At 24.2% G+C, this 22,194-nt stretch carries 24 protein-coding genes and 4 pseudogenes; 12 read left to right on the top strand and 16 right to left on the bottom strand.

The window, feature by feature from the left end; translation table 4 throughout:
- The first annotated feature begins 539 nt into the window (after positions 1 to 539).
- Positions 540 to 887: a hypothetical protein gene (locus tag AAHM78_RS13760; RefSeq protein ID WP_342253567.1), complete on the top strand. Its 348-nt coding sequence runs from the start codon at positions 540 to 542 to the stop codon at positions 885 to 887.
- Positions 888 to 938: 51 nt separating this feature from the next.
- Here AAHM78_RS13760 and AAHM78_RS13765 read toward each other — a convergent pair whose 3' ends face one another.
- Entirely contained in the window at positions 939 to 2,009 is a 1,071-nt protein-coding gene (locus AAHM78_RS13765) for a lipoprotein (RefSeq protein WP_342253568.1), read from the bottom strand.
- A gap of 240 nt (positions 2,010 to 2,249) precedes the next feature.
- On the opposite strand from AAHM78_RS13765, the gene AAHM78_RS17225 reads away from it, so the two are divergent.
- Positions 2,250 to 2,630, top strand: a complete 381-nt coding sequence (locus tag AAHM78_RS17225) for a transposase family protein (protein WP_425289745.1) — start codon at positions 2,250 to 2,252, stop codon at positions 2,628 to 2,630.
- A gap of 294 nt (positions 2,631 to 2,924) precedes the next feature.
- Here AAHM78_RS17225 and AAHM78_RS13770 read toward each other — a convergent pair whose 3' ends face one another.
- Both AAHM78_RS13770 and AAHM78_RS13775 read right to left on the bottom strand, forming a co-directional pair.
- The gene (locus AAHM78_RS13770; protein ID WP_342254611.1) at positions 2,925 to 3,299 is read right to left on the bottom strand and encodes a transposase family protein; all 375 of its coding nucleotides are present in this window, start codon (positions 3,297 to 3,299) and stop codon (positions 2,925 to 2,927) included.
- Positions 3,300 to 3,349: 50 nt separating this feature from the next.
- Positions 3,350 to 3,742 (bottom strand): transposase family protein, encoded by a 393-nt coding sequence (locus tag AAHM78_RS13775; RefSeq protein ID WP_342252835.1) that lies wholly within the window; start codon positions 3,740 to 3,742, stop codon positions 3,350 to 3,352.
- 314 nt (positions 3,743 to 4,056) lie between these two features.
- On the opposite strand from AAHM78_RS13775, the gene AAHM78_RS13780 reads away from it, so the two are divergent.
- Positions 4,057 to 4,623 carry a helicase HerA domain-containing protein gene (locus AAHM78_RS13780; protein WP_342253569.1) on the top strand — a complete coding sequence of 189 codons (567 nt, stop codon included), beginning with the start codon at positions 4,057 to 4,059 and terminating at the stop codon, positions 4,621 to 4,623.
- Here AAHM78_RS13780 and AAHM78_RS13785 read toward each other — a convergent pair.
- The 6 genes from AAHM78_RS13785 to AAHM78_RS13810 all read right to left on the bottom strand — a co-directional run bounded on the left by AAHM78_RS13785 (position 4,609) and on the right by AAHM78_RS13810 (position 8,814).
- Complete coding sequence (locus AAHM78_RS13785; RefSeq protein WP_281747989.1) at positions 4,609 to 4,761, bottom strand: hypothetical protein; 153 nt, start codon at positions 4,759 to 4,761, stop codon at positions 4,609 to 4,611. The genes AAHM78_RS13780 and AAHM78_RS13785 overlap by 15 nt on opposite strands.
- Positions 4,762 to 4,782: 21 nt before the next feature.
- Complete coding sequence (locus tag AAHM78_RS13790) at positions 4,783 to 5,448, bottom strand: Fic family protein (RefSeq protein WP_342253570.1); 666 nt, start codon at positions 5,446 to 5,448, stop codon at positions 4,783 to 4,785.
- 674 nt (positions 5,449 to 6,122) lie between these two features.
- A protein-coding gene (locus AAHM78_RS13795; RefSeq protein ID WP_342253571.1) for an IS3 family transposase occupies positions 6,123 to 7,240 on the bottom strand; the annotation gives its coding sequence in 2 pieces (ribosomal slippage) (positions 6,123 to 6,997 and positions 6,997 to 7,240; 1,119 coding nt in all).
- Positions 7,241 to 7,309: 69 nt separating this feature from the next.
- Positions 7,310 to 7,447 (bottom strand): hypothetical protein, encoded by a 138-nt coding sequence (locus AAHM78_RS13800; protein ID WP_342253572.1) that lies wholly within the window; start codon positions 7,445 to 7,447, stop codon positions 7,310 to 7,312.
- Between the two features lie 121 nt (positions 7,448 to 7,568).
- A complete protein-coding gene (locus AAHM78_RS13805) occupies positions 7,569 to 8,285 on the bottom strand; it encodes an IS1595 family transposase (protein ID WP_342253573.1) in 717 nt (238 codons plus the stop codon).
- 118 nt (positions 8,286 to 8,403) lie between these two features.
- Complete coding sequence (locus AAHM78_RS13810) at positions 8,404 to 8,814, bottom strand: transposase family protein (RefSeq protein ID WP_342253574.1); 411 nt, start codon at positions 8,812 to 8,814, stop codon at positions 8,404 to 8,406.
- 300 nt (positions 8,815 to 9,114) lie between these two features.
- Here AAHM78_RS13810 and AAHM78_RS13815 point away from each other — a divergent pair, with 300 nt between their 5' ends.
- Positions 9,115 to 9,915, top strand: a complete 801-nt coding sequence (locus tag AAHM78_RS13815) for a hypothetical protein (protein ID WP_342253575.1) — start codon at positions 9,115 to 9,117, stop codon at positions 9,913 to 9,915.
- A gap of 157 nt (positions 9,916 to 10,072) precedes the next feature.
- On the opposite strand, the pseudogene AAHM78_RS13820 reads toward AAHM78_RS13815, so the two are convergent.
- A pseudogene (locus tag AAHM78_RS13820) lies at positions 10,073 to 10,537 on the bottom strand (IS256 family transposase); the annotation flags it as partial.
- Positions 10,538 to 10,617: 80 nt separating this feature from the next.
- Between AAHM78_RS13820 and AAHM78_RS13825 the strand changes: the two are divergent.
- Positions 10,618 to 11,577 (top strand): IS1595 family transposase, encoded by a 960-nt coding sequence (locus AAHM78_RS13825; protein ID WP_342253576.1) that lies wholly within the window; start codon positions 10,618 to 10,620, stop codon positions 11,575 to 11,577.
- An 87-nt stretch (positions 11,578 to 11,664) separates the two neighbouring features.
- Here the strand turns inward: AAHM78_RS13825 and AAHM78_RS13830 are convergent.
- Positions 11,665 to 12,177: pseudogene (locus tag AAHM78_RS13830) on the bottom strand (transposase); the annotation flags it as partial.
- 79 nt (positions 12,178 to 12,256) lie between these two features.
- On the opposite strand from AAHM78_RS13830, the pseudogene AAHM78_RS17230 reads away from it, so the two are divergent.
- Positions 12,257 to 12,382 (top strand): annotated as a pseudogene (locus tag AAHM78_RS17230) (IS256 family transposase); the annotation flags it as partial.
- On the opposite strand, the gene AAHM78_RS13835 reads toward AAHM78_RS17230, so the two are convergent.
- Positions 12,369 to 12,656 carry a hypothetical protein gene (locus tag AAHM78_RS13835; RefSeq protein ID WP_342253578.1) on the bottom strand — a complete coding sequence of 96 codons (288 nt, stop codon included), beginning with the start codon at positions 12,654 to 12,656 and terminating at the stop codon, positions 12,369 to 12,371. The pseudogene AAHM78_RS17230 and the gene AAHM78_RS13835 sit on opposite strands and share 14 nt — an antisense overlap.
- Here AAHM78_RS13835 and AAHM78_RS13840 point away from each other — a divergent pair.
- A complete protein-coding gene (locus AAHM78_RS13840) occupies positions 12,656 to 13,477 on the top strand; it encodes an IS1595 family transposase (RefSeq protein ID WP_342252843.1) in 822 nt (273 codons plus the stop codon). The two genes, AAHM78_RS13835 and AAHM78_RS13840, sit on opposite strands and share 1 nt — an antisense overlap.
- Here AAHM78_RS13840 and AAHM78_RS13845 read toward each other — a convergent pair.
- On the bottom strand, positions 13,474 to 13,623 hold the full coding sequence (locus tag AAHM78_RS13845; protein ID WP_342253579.1) for a hypothetical protein: 150 nt from the start codon (positions 13,621 to 13,623) through the stop codon (positions 13,474 to 13,476). The two genes, AAHM78_RS13840 and AAHM78_RS13845, sit on opposite strands and share 4 nt — an antisense overlap.
- Before the next feature lie 181 nt (positions 13,624 to 13,804).
- A complete protein-coding gene (locus AAHM78_RS13850; RefSeq protein ID WP_339046416.1) occupies positions 13,805 to 13,930 on the bottom strand; it encodes a hypothetical protein in 126 nt (41 codons plus the stop codon).
- A gap of 858 nt (positions 13,931 to 14,788) precedes the next feature.
- Here AAHM78_RS13850 and AAHM78_RS13855 point away from each other — a divergent pair.
- Entirely contained in the window at positions 14,789 to 15,181 is a 393-nt protein-coding gene (locus tag AAHM78_RS13855) for a transposase family protein (RefSeq protein ID WP_342252835.1), read from the top strand.
- A 169-nt stretch (positions 15,182 to 15,350) separates the two neighbouring features.
- Here AAHM78_RS13855 and AAHM78_RS13860 read toward each other — a convergent pair whose 3' ends face one another.
- Positions 15,351 to 16,055, bottom strand: coding sequence for an IS1595 family transposase (locus AAHM78_RS13860; RefSeq protein ID WP_342253580.1), 705 nt, complete (start codon positions 16,053 to 16,055; stop codon positions 15,351 to 15,353).
- Between the two features lie 56 nt (positions 16,056 to 16,111).
- On the opposite strand from AAHM78_RS13860, the gene AAHM78_RS13865 reads away from it, so the two are divergent.
- Both AAHM78_RS13865 and AAHM78_RS13870 read left to right on the top strand, forming a co-directional pair.
- Positions 16,112 to 16,504: a transposase family protein gene (locus AAHM78_RS13865; RefSeq protein WP_342253581.1), complete on the top strand. Its 393-nt coding sequence runs from the start codon at positions 16,112 to 16,114 to the stop codon at positions 16,502 to 16,504.
- Positions 16,505 to 16,634: 130 nt separating this feature from the next.
- A complete protein-coding gene (locus AAHM78_RS13870; protein ID WP_342255197.1) occupies positions 16,635 to 16,928 on the top strand; it encodes a transposase family protein in 294 nt (97 codons plus the stop codon).
- Positions 16,929 to 16,941: 13 nt separating this feature from the next.
- On the opposite strand, the gene AAHM78_RS13875 is transcribed toward AAHM78_RS13870, so the two are convergent.
- Positions 16,942 to 17,214 carry an IS1/IS1595 family N-terminal zinc-binding domain-containing protein gene (locus AAHM78_RS13875; protein ID WP_342253582.1) on the bottom strand — a complete coding sequence of 91 codons (273 nt, stop codon included), beginning with the start codon at positions 17,212 to 17,214 and terminating at the stop codon, positions 16,942 to 16,944.
- A gap of 78 nt (positions 17,215 to 17,292) precedes the next feature.
- On the opposite strand from AAHM78_RS13875, the pseudogene AAHM78_RS13880 reads away from it, so the two are divergent.
- Positions 17,293 to 18,189 (top strand): annotated as a pseudogene (locus AAHM78_RS13880) (IS256 family transposase); the annotation flags it as partial.
- A gap of 980 nt (positions 18,190 to 19,169) precedes the next feature.
- Entirely contained in the window at positions 19,170 to 22,127 is a 2,958-nt protein-coding gene (locus tag AAHM78_RS13885) for an AAA family ATPase (RefSeq protein ID WP_342253583.1), read from the top strand.
- The last annotated feature ends 67 nt before the right edge of the window (positions 22,128 to 22,194 follow it).

The raw sequence follows: 22,194 nt of genomic DNA on the forward strand, positions 1-22,194 counted from the left end.
TATTTCTTCAATTGAATGACATAAGTGCTGAGAAAAGCCTATCTACGGACTTCTCCCCACAGTTTTAAATCAAGCACAACATTACAGTTTCAAAACTAAGTTTTTTTGTTGAATTGATATTCAGCTTCCTTTGCATATAAATAAATAAACATGATGTTTTGCAATTTTTACATATGTTCTGAAAGTTTTTGGCAGATGTTTTCATATTGATTTAATTTAGTTTAGACATATTCCGTAATTAAAATGGTTTATTTGTCAATCAAAATCTTAATATTTTTATAACACTTATCTTATTATTTATTTGCAAAAAATTAATAATTTATTAAAAATAATTTAAAAATATTTTCATAAAATTTTTAAAAAATAAAATATTAAACATTTTTAATGTTAATTTTTATTTAAAAAATGACTTGACTTTTAAAAAATTTAATTACGGAATATGTCTATTGTTTACAAACTTGAATTTTCTTTAAAAGTTTTTAAAACAAAATCTTTTTCAATTTCTAAAATTTCATTTAGTAAAAAAGTGTTGCCATTTCATGCTTTCAAGTCTAGGAAACTGAAAATTAGGTAAAGCAAGTACATCTATAAGAATTAATTATAACGAATTACAACATCAAGATTTACTTATCAAATGACTAGCACAACAAAATGACATAATTTCCTATCAAACTGAAAAAGAGCTTAAATCAGAAAGCCCAAGAGAAAAAGGATATCCTGATTTACTAGTTCATTATGAAGACAAAGATATGATCATTGAACTTGAAAGAACTAGAAAAACCATCAAACGATTTGAAGACAAACTTGATGGTTTAAGAACCCGTTTACATTATTTTCTAAAAGATTCCAAACGGGTTCTAAGATTATTTCAATTACTTTTTCACTAGAGGATAATTATTGAAACTTAGGGGTGACCCTTTACTTCACTAAACATTACCTTACGATTTAACATATAAATTTCCTTTATTATTAGCAGTTCATGTTCCTGCATATAAATCATTATTAACATTTACTAAACTAACAATTGCACCATTATTCTCAGTTCAATTAGTAATTTCACTAACTGTACCTGCACCAGTAATTTTAAATAATTTACCTTTATAATTAGCAGTTCATGTTCCTGCATATAAATCATTATTAACATTTACTAAACTAACAATTGCACCATTATTCTCAGTTCAATTAGTAATTTCACTAACTGTACCTGCACTAGTGATTTTAAATAATTTACCTTTATAATTAGCGGTTTTGGTTCCTGCATATAAATCATTATTAACATTTACTAAACTAACAATTGCACCATTATTCTCAGTTCAATTAGTAATTTCACTAACTGTACCTGCACTAGTGATTTTAAATAATTTACCTTTATAATTAGCGGTTTTGGTTCCTGCATATAAATCATTATTAACATTTACTAAACTAAAAATTGCACCATTAGTCTTAGTTCAATTAGTAATTTCACTAACTGTACCTGCACTAGTAATTTTAAATAATTTACCTTTATTACCATTTATATCAGTTACAGTTCCTGCATATAAATCATTATTAACATTTACTAAACTAACAATTGCACCATTATTCTCAGTTCAATTAGTAATTTCACTAACTGTACCTGCACTAGTAATTTTAAATAATTTACCTTTATTACCATTTATATCAGTTACAGTTCCTGCATATAAATCATTATTAACATTTACTAAACTAACAATTGCACCATTAGTCTCAGTTCAATTAGTAATTTCACTAACTGTACCTGCACTAGTAATTTTAAATAATTTACCTTTATCATCAGCAGTTTTGGTTCCTGCATATAAATCATTATTAACATTTACTAAACTAACAATTGCACCATTAGTCTCAGTTCAACCAGAAACTTTTTGAAATTCTGGTTGAACTGGCGGAACTGGAGTTGGCGATGGTTTGTCTCCACCATTACAAGCAATAACGCTAGTACTTATTGTTCCGATTAAAATCATTGCTCCTAAAATACTTAGTAATTTTTTCATATTTTTTACCCCCTTAAATTTAATGTATATTATTATTTTATATGATTTCTGCAATAAGTTCTTCATAAGCTTGTTTTTGACGTCAATAATAAGTATTTGTTCAAATACTACTTTATTCTAGATGTTCAATCATAATAAGAACAATTTATTAGACTTCTTGCATAATTGATTTTAAAATTTATATTAGATAATATTTTTCTGGTAAAAGTTGAATGTATTCTATAAAATTTCAAATTATATATGATTTGTTTAATAAAAAAAATTGTTGATATTTTTGCTGATAACGGCAAAGTTCATGATTTTCAAATATTAAAAAATTTCAATCTTGAATTTTCAGAAAAAACAATAATTATTGGTGATTTAGGATATCAAGGTATACAAAATATTTATGAAAATACAATAATACCAATTAAAAAAACTAAAAATAAAAAATTAAATAAACAAGAAAAAAAATATAATAAAATTGTATCTAAAATTAGAATTAAAGTTGAACATGTCTTTGCTTGATTGAAAAGATTTAAAATTTTAGTAAATAAATGTAGAAAATCAAAATTTAGACTTATGTATTTGAGATTTAACTTACTTTGTGAAATTTTTAATAAAATAAAACCATTAAAGTAAAAAAAAGTTATTAAATCAACTATTTTTACAATTTTAGTTATTAGATAGGTTAATATAAAAAATATTATTAACAATTTTTGTGTTTTAAAAATAAATTTATTTTTAAATTATTTTTTCAAAAAAATATTAATAACTAAAAATCAATAATAAAATAAGTGTTATAAAAATTTTTTAATTTTTCTTGAAAAATTAATTATCGGATTTCTCCCCACATGTACGCGTGGGAGGAACAAATGAAATTTAATGAGTTCAACAACGTTTTTCAAACCGAACAACAATAGACTTGGTGCAAAACTAAGGTAATTCAAAATTATATATTCCTGCTATTAAATTAAATCTTAATGCAAATCTTCGTATTTTATTGCGATATTTTAAACTTAAAATTTTAAAACGTTTTAGTTTAGCAAATACGTGTTCAATTTTAATTCTAATTTTACTTAAAGTTTTATTGTATTCTTTTTGAATTGGTGTTAATTGATTGTATTTACTTTTTTTAAATGGCAAAAATGTATTTTTATGAATATTTTGTATACCTTGATAACCTGAATCAACAAAAACTTGTTTTTCTGGATGAATAAAAGTTTTAGATTTTAGAAGCAATTTAAAATCATGAATGCTTCCAAAACAAAAAGCAGTTGAAATAATTTTTCCATTGGAAATATCAATAATTATTTGGGATTTGAGAGAATGATGTTTCTTTTTACCTGAAAAAAGTAATTTTAGTTTTTTTTAATTCTTTCAATTGGAGTTTCAGTAGCATCAATAGCTAACAAATTATTATTAGTACCTTTATTTTTTGTTAAATCTTTTTTTCCAGGTAAATTAAAAATTCCGCTTTTTATTAAAATATTTTCAATTCAAAAAATATTACGAATGCAACTAGTATGACTAATATTATATCTTTTTGCAATAACTCTATAACTACTATAGTCTTTTCAATATTCTAAAGTCATTAATAAACGCTCTTCAATTACAATTTTATTTTTTCTACCACCATAATATTTTTGTTTAGACTCAGCAATTTTTAAAATTTCAAGCATTTTATAAAATGTTTGTGGCTTTATGCCGACTAAACTATAAAATTCTTGATCATCTTTATATTTTTTCAACATAATAACTATCACCTTTAATATTAATAATAATCGTTAAATTGTTAAAATTAAAGGTTTTGCACCAAGTCTACTAAATGTTTGGTTACAGTTCAAACATCGTATTCTTCTCAAATCAGAAGTATTCAAACCAGAAGAAGCACACCTGATGCATTTCATTATTTTCAACTTCGCTGTATATTTCAAACAATCGTTTTCAGTTTGAAATATGCTATTGAATTCATTTCAATTCATTTTTTCCTCCACACTAGTACATGTGGGGATAATTTCCTTTTACAATTAAAGTTATGAATAAAATAAAACAATGATTTACAAAAATGAATAAATTTGAAAAAATAGTTTTAATACTATTTGCAATGTTTTTAACTTTCATTTTTTTGATTTGTTTAATTAACATTGTTGTTGCTATTGCTTATGCTGGTATAAAACTAAAATCTGTTAATTGAAATAATTTTTCAATAGCATTTGAAGAAGATATTTGTTTCAATATTTCTGCAATTATTGCTACTTTAATTACGCTGATTTTTTCTTCTTTTATTTTTTATCAAAAATGAAAAAACTTTGATATGTTTAGCTATGAACAAAAGAAAAAAGAAAAGAAAATAGTACAAGAATTTAAAAAAATTCCACCAAATAATTTAGTCATGTTAGACAATAAAATTGGTTTAATAAAATCTAATTTAACTCAACACACTTTATTGATCGGTACTACTGGTATTGGAAAAACTACAACAGCATTATCAATAATAAATCAACTTGTATATAAATTGAATCAAACAGTAATTATCATTGATGGAAAAGGCGACGATAGTTTAATAAATAAAATTAAATCTATTGATAATAATGCTTGAACTGTTAGAAAATCAATTTTATTTATCAACTAGTCTTTTTGATAATTCTTGAATAAAATGATTATTTTTATTAACTTCTGTTCCGTTTGCAAATAATTGATCTAGTTCAAAAGTCTTGTTTGTCTTTTGTGATAATGAAATTTTATTATCATATTTTTTTTGTTTAGCCATTATTTGTTTCTCCTTTAATTTTTAAACTTCAATTCATTTTATACTTAAATAAATTGATTCCTCAAATATTTTTGTTAAATTTAATTTTTCTTTAATTTCTTCAATATCTTTTGAAATTTTTCCTTCCGCAATTTGAATCATTATTTTTTCTCAGTTATTAAGATATTGTACTTTATTATTACTTCATTTCAAATATAATCCAACAGAGGCTAAAAAGGCTCCAAAAGAGATAATACCCAATCTCTTATTACCATTTGATAAAAAATGCCCTCTAACTAATCTAATCATTAAATCTATTGCTAAATCTAATATTGAAATTTTTTTGCTTGCTAAATCTTGGTCTCATTTATAAAGTAAACTTGCTATTGTAGCTTTAATACTTCCAGGATTTTTTTCATAATAATTACCTTGTTCTAAACCTTGGGTTGTTGGTGTATTTTTAACTATGTCAATTTGTTTTAATATTAATTTTTCTAACGAATTTACTAATTTTTCATTTAATTCTAAAGGTGTGATACTTAAGATAATTTCCATTTCTTCACCACTTAATAAATTAAGTAATAATTTGTTTGAACAATTAGGAATTGTAGAAATAATGCCCGCTTTAATAGAACGTTGAATAGCATTATTATAAATAATAGTATCTTTAGAAGGATTAATAGTTGCTAATGTAAAATATTTAGGCATAGAGATTTTTCCCTTCGTTTATAAAATATACAATACACAATATATTTTATATTTTAATTTATTTTTGTTCAAATTCATTAATTAATAATTCTATTATTATTGAACCATTTGAAACATCTAATTTTTTAGCCATTTCATCAAAGTTTGAAAATAAATTAGATATTGTTTTTGTTGCCATTCCAACTTCATATCATTGCAAAAATTCAAATTTTATGAAAAATATTTTCTTGTCACTTGTCTTTTATTCAATTTATCATTATGTTTTTCTCCTTTTTAGTTATATGCCTTTATTTGGCTCATATTTGCTGTTTTTAGCGATGTTTTGATTTTAAATACAAAACTATTCATAATGTCTTAGTTATGAGACTTTTTTTCTTTTTTTATCTTGATAATCATTACTACATCACAAATCGAGTTCATCATATAAAAACCGCAAAGATTTTTCTTTAATAAGTTTTTCTTTAAATTGGTTTCACTTGTCTTGTTTATTTTTAAAAATTATTTTTTTATATTTTTTGCTCTTTGGTTTAGTGGGTTTAAAATTTATTTTTTCATCTCAACATTTTTGATGAAACATTTCATAAATTTCAATTTCATTATTTTCATTTGTAATAACACTATTATCATAATCATCATGACAATGTATTTTTATGGAATGGCAACCCTTTTTAGGACTATTTTTTGGTAGACATTTGTTTTTGATAATTAACTGGAGTTAAGTAGTTTAAAGTGCTGTGGATTCTTATGTTGTTGTATCAATTGATGTAATCAAATAATTCTAATTTTAATTGGATTAATGATCTAAAATTTTTATCATTAATAAATTCTGTTTTGAAAGTTTTAAAAGTTGCTTCAGCAACAGCATTGTCATAAGGACATCCTTTTTTGCTTAAAGAGCGAGTAATATTGAATGCTAGTAAAAGTTTATCAATAATTTTATTATTAAATTCATTACCTCGATCGCTATGAAATATTTGAATATCTTTTAAACAGCGATTTGATTGCATAAATGCTTCATATACTAATGATGCATCTTTTTTAGTGCCTACACTATGTCCAATAATTTCGCGGTTAAATAGGTCTATTAATAAACAAATATAGTTTCACTTACCATTTACTTGAACATAAGTTAAATCACTAACAATAACTTCATTTTTAATCCTATTCTTAAAGTTTCTATTAACAAGATTAGTTATTTGACTATCATTGACTTTATTATGATGATTTTTGTGTCTTAATTTAGTGTATTTTGATATTAAATTATGTTTATTCATAATTTCTTTAATTTTTCGTCTTGATAAATAAATTTCTTGGTTTTCTAATATGACTTTTAATCTTCTTGTGCCATAAATTTCTTTATTTTCTTTAAAAGCACTAATAACAGCTTCATCATACATATTATTTTGATTTTTTTCTTTTTTCTTGAAATTAAAATAATATGTTGATTTAGAGAGCTTTAAAAAACGACACATTGTACGAATTTTATATTTACATTTATTATTGATAATAATCTCTATTTTCTGCCTATTATTAGTGCTGCTTGCTTTAAAATATCATTTTCCATTCGTAACTGTTTTAATTCTTTTCTTAATTTAATTAATTCATTTTCTTCAACAGAACGATTATCTTTAGATTTAAAACTACCTGAATTAGTAAATTGCTTAATTCAATTATAAGTAGCTGCTCTTGTAACATTGTACTCTTTAGCAAGACAAGACACTGACTTACCACTTTGATATAAAGCTACTATTTGTTTCTTAAATGCGTCGGTATATGAGTTAATATTGGCCATAATTATAGTTCCTTTCTTTTAACTAATTTGTTCGCTTGTCTACGTAATTAGTGTCCAATAAAGTTTAACCTATCCAAAATATTTAATTTCTTTATCATTATCTAAATCAATAATTGTATATCTTTTAAAATAAGTTATTTCTACTTCTTTGGTATCTAAATAATTTATTTTTCTATCAGTTGTTAATATATCTTCATGTGTAATCACAATATTTAATTCTTTACATAATAATTTAAATTTATGGATTTTATCCCTTTATGTACTATTTTTAAATTTTATCACATAAATGGAGATAAAAGCCCACCTAGGAAATTATCCCCGCATGTATTTAAATCAAACACAAAATTACAGTTTCAAAACTAGGTATGTTATTGAATTTATATGCTGATTCTTTTGCATATAAATGAATATTGTGCTTTGAAACTCTTATGTGTGTTCGGAAAGTTCGTCGGATGTGCTTTCATGCTGATTCAATCTGGTTTGTGTTTACACCCGTTGGTGACACATACCCAACTTCATGATTTACGATTTCATGTTTGGGATAGAAGTTTTTGAAACTTACATATCCCTTCCAATAATCCGTAAATAGACAGCACTCAGTAAAAATGTGTTTCAATGCAAATCTTAAAAGGTTTTTTTCATCTGCATTTTTCAGCACCTTCACAATTAGTTTGTTGCTGGTTTTCTCATAAACTCCAACAATCAAAGTTTTATTCAACAAGGATCTTCCTTGTTTTTTAAAACCTAAATGTGAAAGATACATTTCATCCATCTGTGCTGTGCCATCAAGAATGAAACCTGCATCTTGATTTCCAATTCTAGTCCTGATTTCATGACACATTCTTCAAGCTGTTTTATAGGTAACACTCAATTCCCTTGCAACATCGGTTGCTGGTATGCCATGCTTTGTGTTTATTCATCTAAAGATGAGATAAAACCAAGATGTCATTTGGGTTTGTGACTTATAAAAAATGGTTCCATAAAGAATACTAAATGTTTGGTTACAGTTCAAACATCGTATTCTTCTCAAATCAGAAGTATTCAAACTAGAAGAAGCACATCTGATGCATTTCATTATTTTCAACTTCGCTATATATTTCAAACAATCGTTTTCAGTTTGAAATATGCTATTGAATTCATTTCCATTCATTTTTTCCTCCACACTAGTACATGTGGGGATAATTTCCTTTTTTAATTCTTTCAATTGGATTTTCAGTAGCATCAATAGCTAACAAATTATTATTAGTACCTTTATTTTTTGTTAAATCTTTTTTTCAAGGTAAATTAAAAATTCCGCTTTTTATTAAAATATTTTCAATTCAAAAAATATTACGAATGCAACTAGTATGACTAATATTATATCTTTTTGCAATAACTCTATAACTACTATAGTCTTTTCAATATTCTAAAGTCATTAATAAACGCTCTTCAATTACAATTTTATTTTTTCTACCACCATAATATTTTTGTTTAGACTCAGCAATTTTTAAAATTTCAAGCATTTTATAAAATGTTTGTGGCTTTATGCCGACTAAACTATAAAATTCTTGATCATCTTTATATTTTTTCAACATAATAACTATCACCTTTAATATTAATAATAATCGTTAAATTGTTAAAATTAAAAATTTGGCACCAAGTCTAATGAAAAAAGTCCTAAAGAAATAAAATGTCGAACAGTAGAATTATTAAAAAATAAAGAAGATGCTTTATGTTATTTATTAGCATTAAATTTATATCCAAAATTATATCCACAAGATATTTTTTATTCATGAATTTTAGAAAATAATCAAACTGGATATTTAATTATAGTTGGTAATAATAGAGATACTATTGGACATATGAAATTTAAATTTATAAAAAGAGAATAGAAAATGCCAAATACAGAAAATTCACAATCAAATTATACTTTATTAAAATTAATAAGAATGGGAATAAGTCCATTATCAGCAATGATAGGCACTTCTGCCTACTATGGTCAGTTAATAGGAAATCGAGTATTAGGTTCAATAAATGCTTTGTTATTTAGTAAAAAATTAGGAATTGATATTTGAAATTTAAATCAAAGACCATCTTATAAAACTAAATTATTAAATAGTTCTAAAAAAATTATTTTAGGTTTAGGAACAATTGGATTGGTGAATTATGCTAAATTTACTAATGCAGATATTAATCATAATCCAACTGAAAGTCCAATAACTACTACTATTGACCCATTCCCACCAGATTTATTATTAAGTACTACTAATAATAATGATAATCATTTAATGGATTGAGATACATTTATTAGTCTTAACTCATATGGTATTGCAAATTTAGTTGCTGGAATTACTGAATTAATACCAAGTAAATTTGAAACTATACGTAAAATAGCAAATATGGCTACTGGTGGTTGTTTGATTAGTAGTGGTGTTGCTATGGGTATTAATAATAATTTTAATAATGCTTATGCAGTTCCAACTATTGTTGCGGGTGCAAGTGAAATAATCCATAATTTACTACCTATGGAAACTACAAATCATATTGAAGAAATGCAAGAAACAGCATTTACAAATGAACAAGCAAGATTAGTAAATGATAATGCAAGTAATTATGGTAGTGATGATATGAGTGAAGTACCATTAAATTATGATAATGCTTCATTAAATTGAGATTATAGTTATAATAATTTATAAAATAAAAAAATTACTTATTTTATATATAAGTAATTTTTATTGAATTTTATATATTAATATTTTATAATAAAAATGTATAGATTTTTTAATCTTAAGTTTATTTTAGAAATTATTTTAAATAAAAATGCCTTTAATTGGCATTTTTTATTATTAATAGGTAATGTTTAGTAATTTGAGGATATTGTTTATTTCATTTATTTTCAAACGATTCTAAAGCTTGCATTGCTTGTTCTTCACTACATGCACTATAAATTGGTTTTAAATCTGTAACTAGAGATTTTCGATGTTTGTATGAAACATATTTTAAACTATTTCTAATTTGATGAACTATGCATAATTGATGTTCGGTTTTAGGATAAACTGATTGTATTGCTTCTGACATGCCTGTTAAATTATCACTACAAGCAATAAGAATATCATTTAAGCCTCGATTTTTCATTTCTGTAAAATTAGATAATCAAAATTTAGAACCTTCATTTTCACTAATTCATAAACCTAAAACATCTTTTTTACCTTCTAAATCAACTCCTAGTGCTATATAAACCGATTTGTTAATAATCCGTTTATCTTGTCGTACTTTAACTACTATACAATCAAAATAAACAATCGGATAAATAATTTCTTTTAATTTTCACAAAAAATCTTGATATTACTTTTAATTTTAAATTAAAAGTAATATTTTTATATCGGGGGTGATTTTTTGTGACTAATAATGAATTAATTGATGTTTTAAAAAACAAAAAAGATGAAGAATTTATAAAAATTATTAGACATTTTAAAAATAGAATTAAACAAATTGAAAAAAAAGAAAAATTAGATGCAATTGATAAAAAATTTAAAGAAAAAGGAATTCAATGTCCAAATTGTAAATCTTATTGATGTGTAAAAAATGGTTTTAAGAATAATAAGCAAAAATATTTATGCAAAGATTGTAAAAGTAGCTTTGATGCTTTAAGAAATCATTTTTTACATTGAAGTCATTTATCTCATGAACAATGAGATTGAATAATTTGATTGTCATTGTTAGGTCAATCTGCTTATACTATTTCTCAATTTGCTAAAATTTCAAAAACATCAGCATGATTTAATCGTCAAAAATTTATGAAATCATCACAATTAGCAAAAACACAAAAACCATTCACAAAATTAAAAGGTAGAATTGAAATTGATGAAACTTTTATCAAAGACATTCATAAAGGAAATTTCAAAAATCCAGATGATCCAAGAAAAAAATGAATTGAAGAAAATGCTAAAGATTTAAACTGTTGTATTGAAATGGCAATTGATGAAAATAAAAATATTTATGCTCAAACAACAAATACTAAAAGATTAACAAAAAAAAGAGTACAAGAAAATTTAACATCTAAGCTTATCGAAGAAAAATCAATTATAGTTTGTGATATGCAAATACTATATGATACAGTAGCTAAACAAACAAAATGTACTCTCAAGAAATTTAAATCAAAAGAAAATAAAGAATTAAATTATAAAAATTTAAGTAATATCAGTAAAATACAATCAAGTGTAAAAGAATTTATTACTCATTATCATGGCATTGGATTTACCAATATTCAAAATTACCTCAATTTATGAAAATTTAAATACCAACATTATAAAATATCACCTTATGCAAAATCCGAAGCATTATATTTCAGTTTGTAAAAAAAATAAATCCCAAAATTAAATAAAATCAAATTTTAGGCCAGGTTGATTATTTTTTTTATTTCATCAAGAGTTTTTTTGAAAATTAAAAATAATTTCTAATGGACGATTTTGCCATGCTTTGACATCATCAATAACATCATCAGTAATTTGACTAATAACACTTTCACTAATATCTGCACCATGATATAACTCTTGCAACTGCATTCTAATGTCAGATACTGTCATACCTTTTGCATATAGTGAAAGAACTTGTTGATCAAAACCATCAAATCTTCTTTGTCTTTTTGGCACTATTACAGGAGTAAAATTACTATTACGATCTCGTGGTACATCAATTTCAATTTTACCTTCTTGAGTTATTAATTTTTTTGAAGTTATGCCATTAAGAGCATTTTCACTATTACTATGTTGATTTTTTTCATATCCTAAATAATTTTGCATTTCAGAATTCAACATTTTTTCCACTAATCTTTTTGTTAATTCTTTATATAAACCTTCTTCTTTAAAAACTGTTGTTAAATCTTCAATATTTTCTAGTAATAAATCTACTGCTCGTGATATTGGATCATTATTATTAATGTTTTGTTTTTTAACCATTTGTAACTCACTCTTTCTAGTCATTTAATTATATTTACTATAATTAATTAAACATAGTTATTTTTGTAAGTTACACAGATTACTAAACATTACCTACTTAGCAATTGAAAATATAACAAAAAAATGAACCATGCCCATTCAAAATTGAAATACAGCAATTGCTCATTTTATGATAAAATTTGAAGACAGAATTAATCTAAACTAGTACCTTGTAAAACAAAGATACACAGATTACATAAAAGCCTCATTTTTTCTTTTCACTCTACCGATAAAAACTGTTCTAGATTTTCTTCTTGTATAATTTGTTTTCAAAAATTAATCGCATTATCAGGAATTTTTAATTCAGGAAAAAAGTAATCAAAATTAATTCGTGCTTGTTCTTGTTTAAATTTTATAATTTCAAAATATTGCTCTGGAAATGATTCTTTAACTATATTTTTTAACGGACTTCTCCCCGCATGTACTTGTGGAGGAAACAATGAAATTGAATGAGTTCAACAATATATTTCAAACAGAAAAAGATTGTTTGAAATATATAGCAAGTTTGAAGGAAAACAAATGTATGAGGTGTTCTTGAACAAATTTGAATACTTCTGATTTAAGAAGAATAAGATGTTTGAAATGTCATCAAACATTTAGTATTCTTCATGACACCATTTTTTACAAGTCACAAACACCTTTGACATCTTGGTTTTATCTCATCTTTAGATGAATAAACACCAAACATGGAATTCCATCAACTGATGTTGCAAAAGAATTGGGAGTAACTTTGAAAACTGCTTGAAGAATGGGTCATAAAATCCGAAGTGCAATTGCAAAACAAGAACCTCAATTCATTGTTGAGGGCATAGTGCAAATGGATGAAATGTATCTTTCACATATGGGTTTTAAAAAACAAGGAAGATCCTTAAAAAATAAAACTTTGATTGTTGGGATTTATGAAAAAACAACCAATAATTTAATTGTGAAAGTGTTGAAAAATGCAAATCAAAAAAATCTTTTGCAATTTGCAAGAAACCACATTTCTTCAAAGTGTGATGTACATACTGATTCTTGAAAAGGATATCGCCATTTTAAATCAGTTTTCACTAAGCATGAAACAGTTAACCATCAAGATGGTTATGTTTCAAAAACTGGTGTAAACATAAACCAGATTGAATCGGCATGAAAGCACATCAGACGAACATTTAAAACACATATCAAAGTTGAAAAACATCATGTTCATTTATACGCAAAAGAATCGGCATATAAATTCAACAATATACCTAGTTTTGAAACTGTAATGTTATGTTTGATTTAAAAATGTGGGGAGAAGTCCGTAGATAGGCTTTTCTCAGCATTTATGTGATAAAATTTAAAAATAGTACATAAAGGGAGAAAAGCCTTTTTTAATTCAATAATTAATTTATGTTCTTCATTAAAATTCGCTGTTCTTTCTCAATTCATTCTAATGAATCTATTAAATTTTCTAATAAAAGTTCATCAAATACTAAAAACTTTTTATTATTATAAAGAGAAAATAATTCTTTATAAAGATGATGAACAATATTTAAAAAACAAAATAATGAATCTGCTTTAATTAAACTATTAAAAAATATAGTAAGGTCATCACTATTAATTGTTTTTATTAATTGTTTGCAATATTTTTTTCTATTTTTGCACTTGTAATCTTAGAAGTTATTTCTTTTCTAAAATCCTTAATATTTTTTTGCTTTTTATTATCAGAACCTATTTCTTGAATTTCTGTAGGCACTTTTTTACATCCTTTCAAATAAAAAAAACCATTTATTTTATTAAAAATAAAACAATGGGCTTGAAAAACATATTTTTTTAAATTTTTTATTTTAAATTTTCATTAAAATAAGCAAAGGAACAATTCTAAAATAAATTAGTTATAATTTATTTGAAAAAGTTAATTAACAATTTCTAAAATCTCTTGTTAATTACCTATAATAATGCATATGGTTTATTTCTAATATTTGAGATAACTATTGCTAAATAATAGCATGTATAAAATGTATTGCAAATAATATACAAAAATCATACTTTATATTACATTAATTTTACTAATTAAAATGATAAATAAAATCATATTCAATTAATTTTAACACTTTTATTATGAAATAAATTTTATTTTGTAAATAAAATATTTTATAATAAAAATACTATTTATATATAGAATAAGGGTTACATAAATCCACTATTATAAATAGTACTACTTAAAGGGGGAGGAAATTATGAGCAAATTATTAACATCAACACCAAAAAAAGATGGTTTTTTTGCCCCAATTGAATCAATAGAACATAAAGGCACATGAATGATTTGACCGCTTATGAAAGATAATTAACAAAAAGAATGTCAACCAGCACGAACTGTTTTTGCAAAAATAGCTAACTCAATTAATAAGCATGAACCAGTAAAAATTATTATTAATAAAAGTAATTGAAATGAAGCTCGCAAACTATTAGATCCAACTATCAAATTAATCGATATTAAATATCAAGATAGTTGAGCGCGTGATATGGGACCAATTTATTTATTAGACTTGGTGCAAAACCTTTAATTTTAACAATTTAACGATTATTATTAATATTAAAGGTGATAGTTATTATGTTGAAAAAATATAAAGATGATCAAGAATTTTATAGTTTAGTCGGCATAAAGCCACAAACATTTTATAAAATGCTTGAAATTTTAAAAATTGCTGAGTCTAAACAAAAATATTATGGTGGTAGAAAAAATAAAATTGTAATTGAAGAGCGTTTATTAATGACTTTAGAATATTGAAAAGACTATAGTAGTTATAGAGTTATTGCAAAAAGATATAATATTAGTCATACTAGTTGCATTCGTAATATTTTTTGAATTGAAAATATTTTAATAAAAAGCGGAATTTTTAATTTACCTGGAAAAAAAGATTTAACAAAAAATAAAGGTACTAATAATAATTTGTTAGCTATTGATGCTACTGAAACTCCAATTGAAAGAATTAAAAAAAACTAAAATTACTTTTTTCAGGTAAAAATAAACATCATTCTCTCAAATCCCAAATAATTATTGATATTTCCAATGGAAAAATTATTTTAATTTTCAAAAAAACTCTTGATGAAATAAAAAAAATCATCAACCTGGCCTAAAATTTGATTTTATTTAATTTTGGGATTTATTTTTTTTACAAACTGAAATATAATGCTTCAGATTTTGCATAAGGTGATATTTTATAATGTTGGTATTTAAATTTTCATAAATTGAGGTAATTTTGAATATTGGTAAATCCAATGCCATGATAATGAGTAATAAATTCTTTTAAACTTGATTGTATTTTACTGATATTACTTAAATTTTTATAATTTAATTCTTTATTTTCTTTTGATTTAAATTTCTTGAGAGTACATTTTGTTTGTTTAGCTACTGTATCATATAGTATTTGCATATCACAAACTATAATTGATTTTTCTTCGATAAGCTTAGATGTTAAATTTTCTTGTACTCATTTTTTTGTTAATCTTTTAGTATTTGTTGTTTGAGCATAAATATTTTTATTTTCATCAATTGCCATTTCAATACAACAGTTTAAATCTTTAGCATTTTCTTCAATTCATTTTTTTCTTGGATCATCTGGATTTTTGAAATTTCCTTTATGAATTTCTTTGATAAAAGTTTCATCAATTTCAATTCTACCTTTTAATTTTGTGAATGGTTTTTGTGTTTTTGCTAATTGTGATGATTTCATAAATTTTTGACGATTAAATCATGCTGATGTTTTTGAAATTTTAGCAAATTGAGAAATAGTATAAGCAGATTGACCTAACAATGACAATCAAATTATTCAATCTCATTGTTCATGAGATAAATGACTTCAATAGACTTGGTGCAAAACCTTTAATTTTAACAATTTAACGATTATTATTAATATTAAAGGTGATAGTTATTATGTTGAAAAAATATAAAGATGATCAAGAATTTTATAGTTTAGTCGGCATAAAGCCACAAACATTTTATAAAATGCTTGAAATTTTAAAAATTGCTGAGTCTAAACAAAAATATTATGGTGGTAGAAAAAATAAAATTGTAATTGAAGAGCGTTTATTAATGACTTTAGAATATTGAAAAGACTATAGTAGTTATATAGTTATTGCAAAAAGATATAATATTAGTCATACTAGTTGCATTCGTAATATTTTTTGAATTGAAAATATTTTAATAAAAAGCGGAATTTTTAATTTACCTGGAAAAAAAGATTTAACAAAAAATAAAGGTACTAATAATAATTTGTTAGCTATTGATGCTACTGAAACTCCAATTGAAAGAATTAAAAAAAACTAAAATTACTTTTTTCAGGTAAAAAGAAACATCATTCTCTCAAATCCCAAATAATTATTGATATTTCCAATGGAAAAATTATTTCAACTGCTTTTTGTTTCGGAAGCATTCATGATTTTAAATTGCTTCTAAAATCCAAAACTTTTATTCATCCAGAAAAAAAGTTTTTGTTGATTCGGGTTATCAAGGTATACAAAATATTCATAAAAATACATTTTTGCCATTTAAAAAAAGTAAATACAATCAATTAACACCAATTCAAAAAGAATACAATAAAACTTTAAGTAAAATTAGAATTAAAATTGAACACGTATTTGCTAAACTAAAACGTTTTAAAATTTTAAGTTTAAAATATCGCAATAAAATACGAAGATTTGCATTAAGATTTAATTTAATAGCAGGAATATATAATTTTGAATTACCTTAGTTTTGCACCAAGTCTAATGTAAAAAATGATTTCTTAAAGCATCAAAGCTACTTTTACAATCTTTGCATAAATATTTTTGCTTATTATTCTTAAAAACATTTTTTACACATCAATAAGATTTACAATTTGGACATTGCATTCCTTTTTCTTTAAATTTTTTATCAATTGCATCTAATTTTTCTTTTTTCTCAATTTGTTTAATTCTATTTTTAAAATGTCTAATAATTGTTATAAATTCTTCATCTTTTTTGTTTTTTAAAACATCAATTAATTCATTATTAGTCACAAAAAATCACCCCTGATATAAAAATATTACTTTTAATTTTAAATTAAAAGTAATATCAAGATTTTTTGTGAAAATTAAAAGCAAGTTCTTTCACTATATGCAAAAGGTATGACAGTATCTGACATTAGAATGCAGTTGCAAGAGTTATATCATGGTGCAGATATTAGTGACAGTGTTATTAGTCAAATTACTGATGATGTTATTGATGATGTCAAAGCATGGCAAAATCGGCCATTAGAAAGTATTTATCCGATTGTTTATTTTGATTGTATAGTAGTTAAAGTACGACAAGATAAACGGATTATTAACAAATCAGTTTATATAGCACTAGGAGTTGATTTAGAAGGTAAAAAAGATGTTTTGGGTTTATGAATTAGTGAAAATGAAGGTTCTAAATTTTGATTATCTAATTTTACAGAAATGAAAAATCGAGGCTTAAATGATATTCTTATTGCTTGTAGTGATAATTTAACGGGCATGTCAGAAGCAATACAATCAGTTTATCCTAAAACCGAACATCAATTATGCATAGTTCATCAAATTAGAAATAGTTTAAAATATGTTTCATACAAACATCGAAAATCTCTAGTTACAGATTTAAAACCAATTTATAGTGCATGTAGTGAAGAACAAGCAATGCAAGCTTTAGAATCGTTTGAAAATAAATGAAATAAACAATATCCTCAAATTACTAAATCTTGATATAAAAATTGAGATAATTTAATGGTTTTTATTAGTTATCCACCAGAAATTAAAAGAGTAATTTATACTACAAATGCTATTGAATCTGTTAATAGTCAATTACGAAAAGTTATTAGAAATAAAAAAGTTTTTCCTAACGATATGGCAGTTTTCAAAATATTTTACTTAGCAATTGAAAATATAACAAAAAAATGAACAATGCCTATTCAAAATTGAAATACAGCAATTGCTCATTTTATGATAAAATTTGAAGACAGAATTAATCTAAACTAGTACCTTGTAAAACAAAGATACACAGATTACATAAAAGCCTCATTTGTTTCTTGAATTCGTCGGTATATGAGTTAATATTGGCCATAATTATAGTTCCTTTCTTTTAACTAATTTGTTCACTTGTCTACGTAATTAGTGTCCAATAAAGTGTAACCTATCCAGTATATTAATTTTTATTTTATCAATATTGACTATCATCTTTTCTGTATTTACTGAATTTTGATATGTTAATAGTACTAATAAAGATAATTTTTATAATTATATAGTATTACAAAACTTTGATGTAATGTTATCATTTTGGTCTTCTCAAACAATATTTATTGTTAATATTTGATTTTTATTTTCTTTAATTTATCATCAAAAAGAGCAGACAAATATATTCACTAATATTTATAGTCAAATTAATTTAACAATATACATAACCATTACTGCCCTTATTTTTTGAGTGGGGATATTTATTGATAGTGTTTCAAAGTTAGATTTAGAACTTAATTGATTTTGAAAATTGAATAATTTATCTTTATTTTGTTCCTTTTTAGATCATTTAGTATCACCAATATTGATGATTATTTTTTTAATTTTAACGTTTAGAAAAAACAAATTTAATATCAATATTAAAAAACAATTTATATTAGTGGTTATTTATCCAATTATTTATCTAACTTATATTTATATTAGAGCCGGTATTTTACAAGCAAATGATGTTAAAAATTTTATTTATCCTTATAACATCCTCAACTTTAATTATTCAATTATTGGAATTCCATTATGAATTAATAGCATCTTAGTTATAATGTTAATTATTAGTACTATTATTAGTACTACATTATTTTATTTGTGAATTAATAAATTTTATTATAAAACAATTAAAGAACAAATAATAATGCAAATAAAGTAATATTTCTGCTAAATCTTAACAATAAATATTAAGCTGATTCATGGTAAAATATAAATATATATTTTAAAATAGGTGAGGTAAGATGGCATTCTTAAAAAGAATCGAAGCATATGGTTTTAAGTCATTTGCAGAGCCTTTAACAATAGAATTTTATACTAATATTGTAGGTATTGTTGGCCCTAATGGTTCTGGGAAGTCTAATATTAATGATGCTATTCGTTGAGTTTTAGGTGAACAATCAGTTAAATCATTACGTGGTGAAAATAGTGAAGATATAATTTTTAATGGTGCTAAAGGAAAACAACCATTAAATAGTGCTCAAGTTACTTTAGTTTTTGATAATACTAATAAAATATTTAAAGTTGATTTTAATGAAGTACAAATTACTAGAAAAACTTTTCGTAATAGTTCAGAAAATGAATATTACATTAATAAAGCTCGTGTTCGTTTAAAAGATGTACAAGAAATTATTATGGGTACAGGTTTAGCTAAAGGTTCACTTGCAATTATTAGTCAAGGTAATGTTTCACGATTTGCTGATTCTAAGCCAGAAGAAAGAAGAACTTTATTTGAAGAGGCTGCTGGTGTTTCAAAATACAAAAAGAGGAAAGAAGAGTCATTACGTAAATTAGAGCGTACTAATGAAAATTTAGTTCGAGTTAATGATATTATTAGTGAAATAAGTAGAAAAATTGAACCATTAGCAAAACAAGCACAGAAAGCTAAAACTTATGTTGAATTACGTGATAATTTAAAAAAATATGAAATTACTATTATTGTTAAAGATTTGGAGACATATCATAATCAATTAAAACTTACAACAGTTAGTATAAATGATAATGAAATTTTACAACAACAACTTAATTTAAATATTAGTAAGAATGAACAACAATTAAAATTTTCAAAAAACAAAAGTTATGATTTAGATAAAAACATTAATAGTTTAGAAATGAATTTATCTAATGTTAATAGTTTATTGCAAGTTTTAGAACAACAAAAATCGTTAATGAAAACAAAACAAAGTGAAATAAAAGATCAAACAGAAGTTGAAAAATTAAAAAATGAAATTGAAACTTTGATTACTATTATTGAACAAAAAACTTTTTTACAAAAAAAAGAACAAGAAAATTTTGATAAAATTAATAATTTATTTGAAGAACTAAATGTTCAACATCAAGATTTAATTTTAGGACAAAATAATATTCATCGTGGTTTAGGTGAAAAAAAAGCACAATTAGAATCGGTAATTAATTATCAACAACGACAAAATCAAAAATATTTGGGTGTTCAAACAATTTGAAATAATAAAGATAAACTATATGGCATCATTGGAGTAGTGAGTGATTTAATTTCGGTGCCCGATCTTTATAGTGAAGCGATTGTTAAAGTATTGGGCAATACTTTAAAAAACATTGTTACGGCGACTAACAAAGATGCAACCAAGGCTGTTGAATTTTTAAAACAAAATAAAGCGGGAATTGCCACTTTTTTACCTTTAAATTCAATTCAAGTTCGAACAGCGACTAAAGAAGATGAAATTATTGTTAATAGTAAATCGGGTTATTTAAGTTTTGCTCATCATTTAGTTACAGCAGTTGATAATAGAATTCAGCCCATTATTAATTTTCTTTTAGGTCGTACTATTATTTGTGAAGACTTAGAAAGCGCAAGAGTTATTTCACAATTAATTGCTGCTAAATACCAATGTGTAACTTTAGATGGTCAATTAATTAAAGCTGGTGGTGCTATTGTTGGGGGTTATCAACATCAAAATAGTATTAATGTTTTTAAAGAAAAGTTAATAGTTTCTGAATTAAAAGAAGAAATTAAATCATTAGAACAACAATTAGTTAATATAAATGTCCAAAGAACAAGTATTGAAAGCGAATTAAATAATTATCAAGGTCAAAAGTTGACAATTACTTTAACAATAAATAAACTGATTAGTGAAATTAGTGATATCACTAATCAATCACAATTATTAACTACTCAATATCAAACATTAACTGGTAAAAAATTAGATATTGATACTACAAACCAATTAAATGATATTTTTATTCAATATGAAAATTCTAAATATGATCAAGCAACAATAAAAAGTCAACTACAATTAATTCGTAAACAGAAACATCAATTATTAGAAAAAATGCAAAGTTTAGAAAATGAATTATATAGTTTAAATCAAGAACATTTTATGACTAGTGATAAATTAAATAATCAAAAGCTTGAACAAGTAAAAATGGATTCAAAAGTAGAACAACATTTAAGACGTTTAGTTGAAACTTATAATTTAACTTATGAATATGCTAGAGAACATTATAGTGAACCATTAGCAGACGAACAACAAGCACGTAATTTGGTACAACAATTACGTAGTGAAATTGAAGATTTAGGATTTGTAAATATTAATGCTATTGAAGAATTTGAAAATGAAAATGAACGTTATTTACGTTTAAAAACTAAACATGATGAATTACAATTAGCATCACAATCGTTGTTAACAGCCATTGATGAAATGGATAATGTTATGGTAACGCAATTTGATGAAACAATCAAAGCTATTAATATGGTATTGCCCGAAACATTTCAAACTTTATTTGGTGGAGGCACTTGTAGTTTACGATATACATCACCTGATGATATTTTAAATACAGGTTTGGAAGTGCTTGCTAATCCTCCTGGTAAAAGAATTAGTAATTTAAACTTATTATCAGGTGGTGAAAAATCATTAGTTGCATTAGCGGTATTATTTGCTATTTTAAAAGTCAAGCCGTTGCCATTGACAATATTAGATGAAGTTGAAGCACCATTGGATCCAGCAAATTTAGAGCGTTTTGCTAGATATGTTCGTAGTTTTTCACAATATACACAATTTATTATTGTTACTCATCGTCCAGGCACAATGGAAAATTGTGATGTATTATATGGTACAACTATGCAAAATCAAGGAATTACGAAAATGGTAGCCATTAAATTAGCGGATGCTAAAAAAATTATTGAAAGCGATAAATCAGTGAAAAATGTTAATTATGTCGTTTAAATTTTATGTTATATTAAAAATAAATTTATTAAAAACAGACCTATTTCACAGGTCTGTTTTTAATAAA

Source organism: Spiroplasma endosymbiont of Zeiraphera isertana (assembly GCF_964030805.1).
In the GTDB taxonomy this organism is placed as follows: domain Bacteria; phylum Bacillota_I; class Bacilli_A; order Mycoplasmatales; family VBWQ01; genus Spiroplasma_E.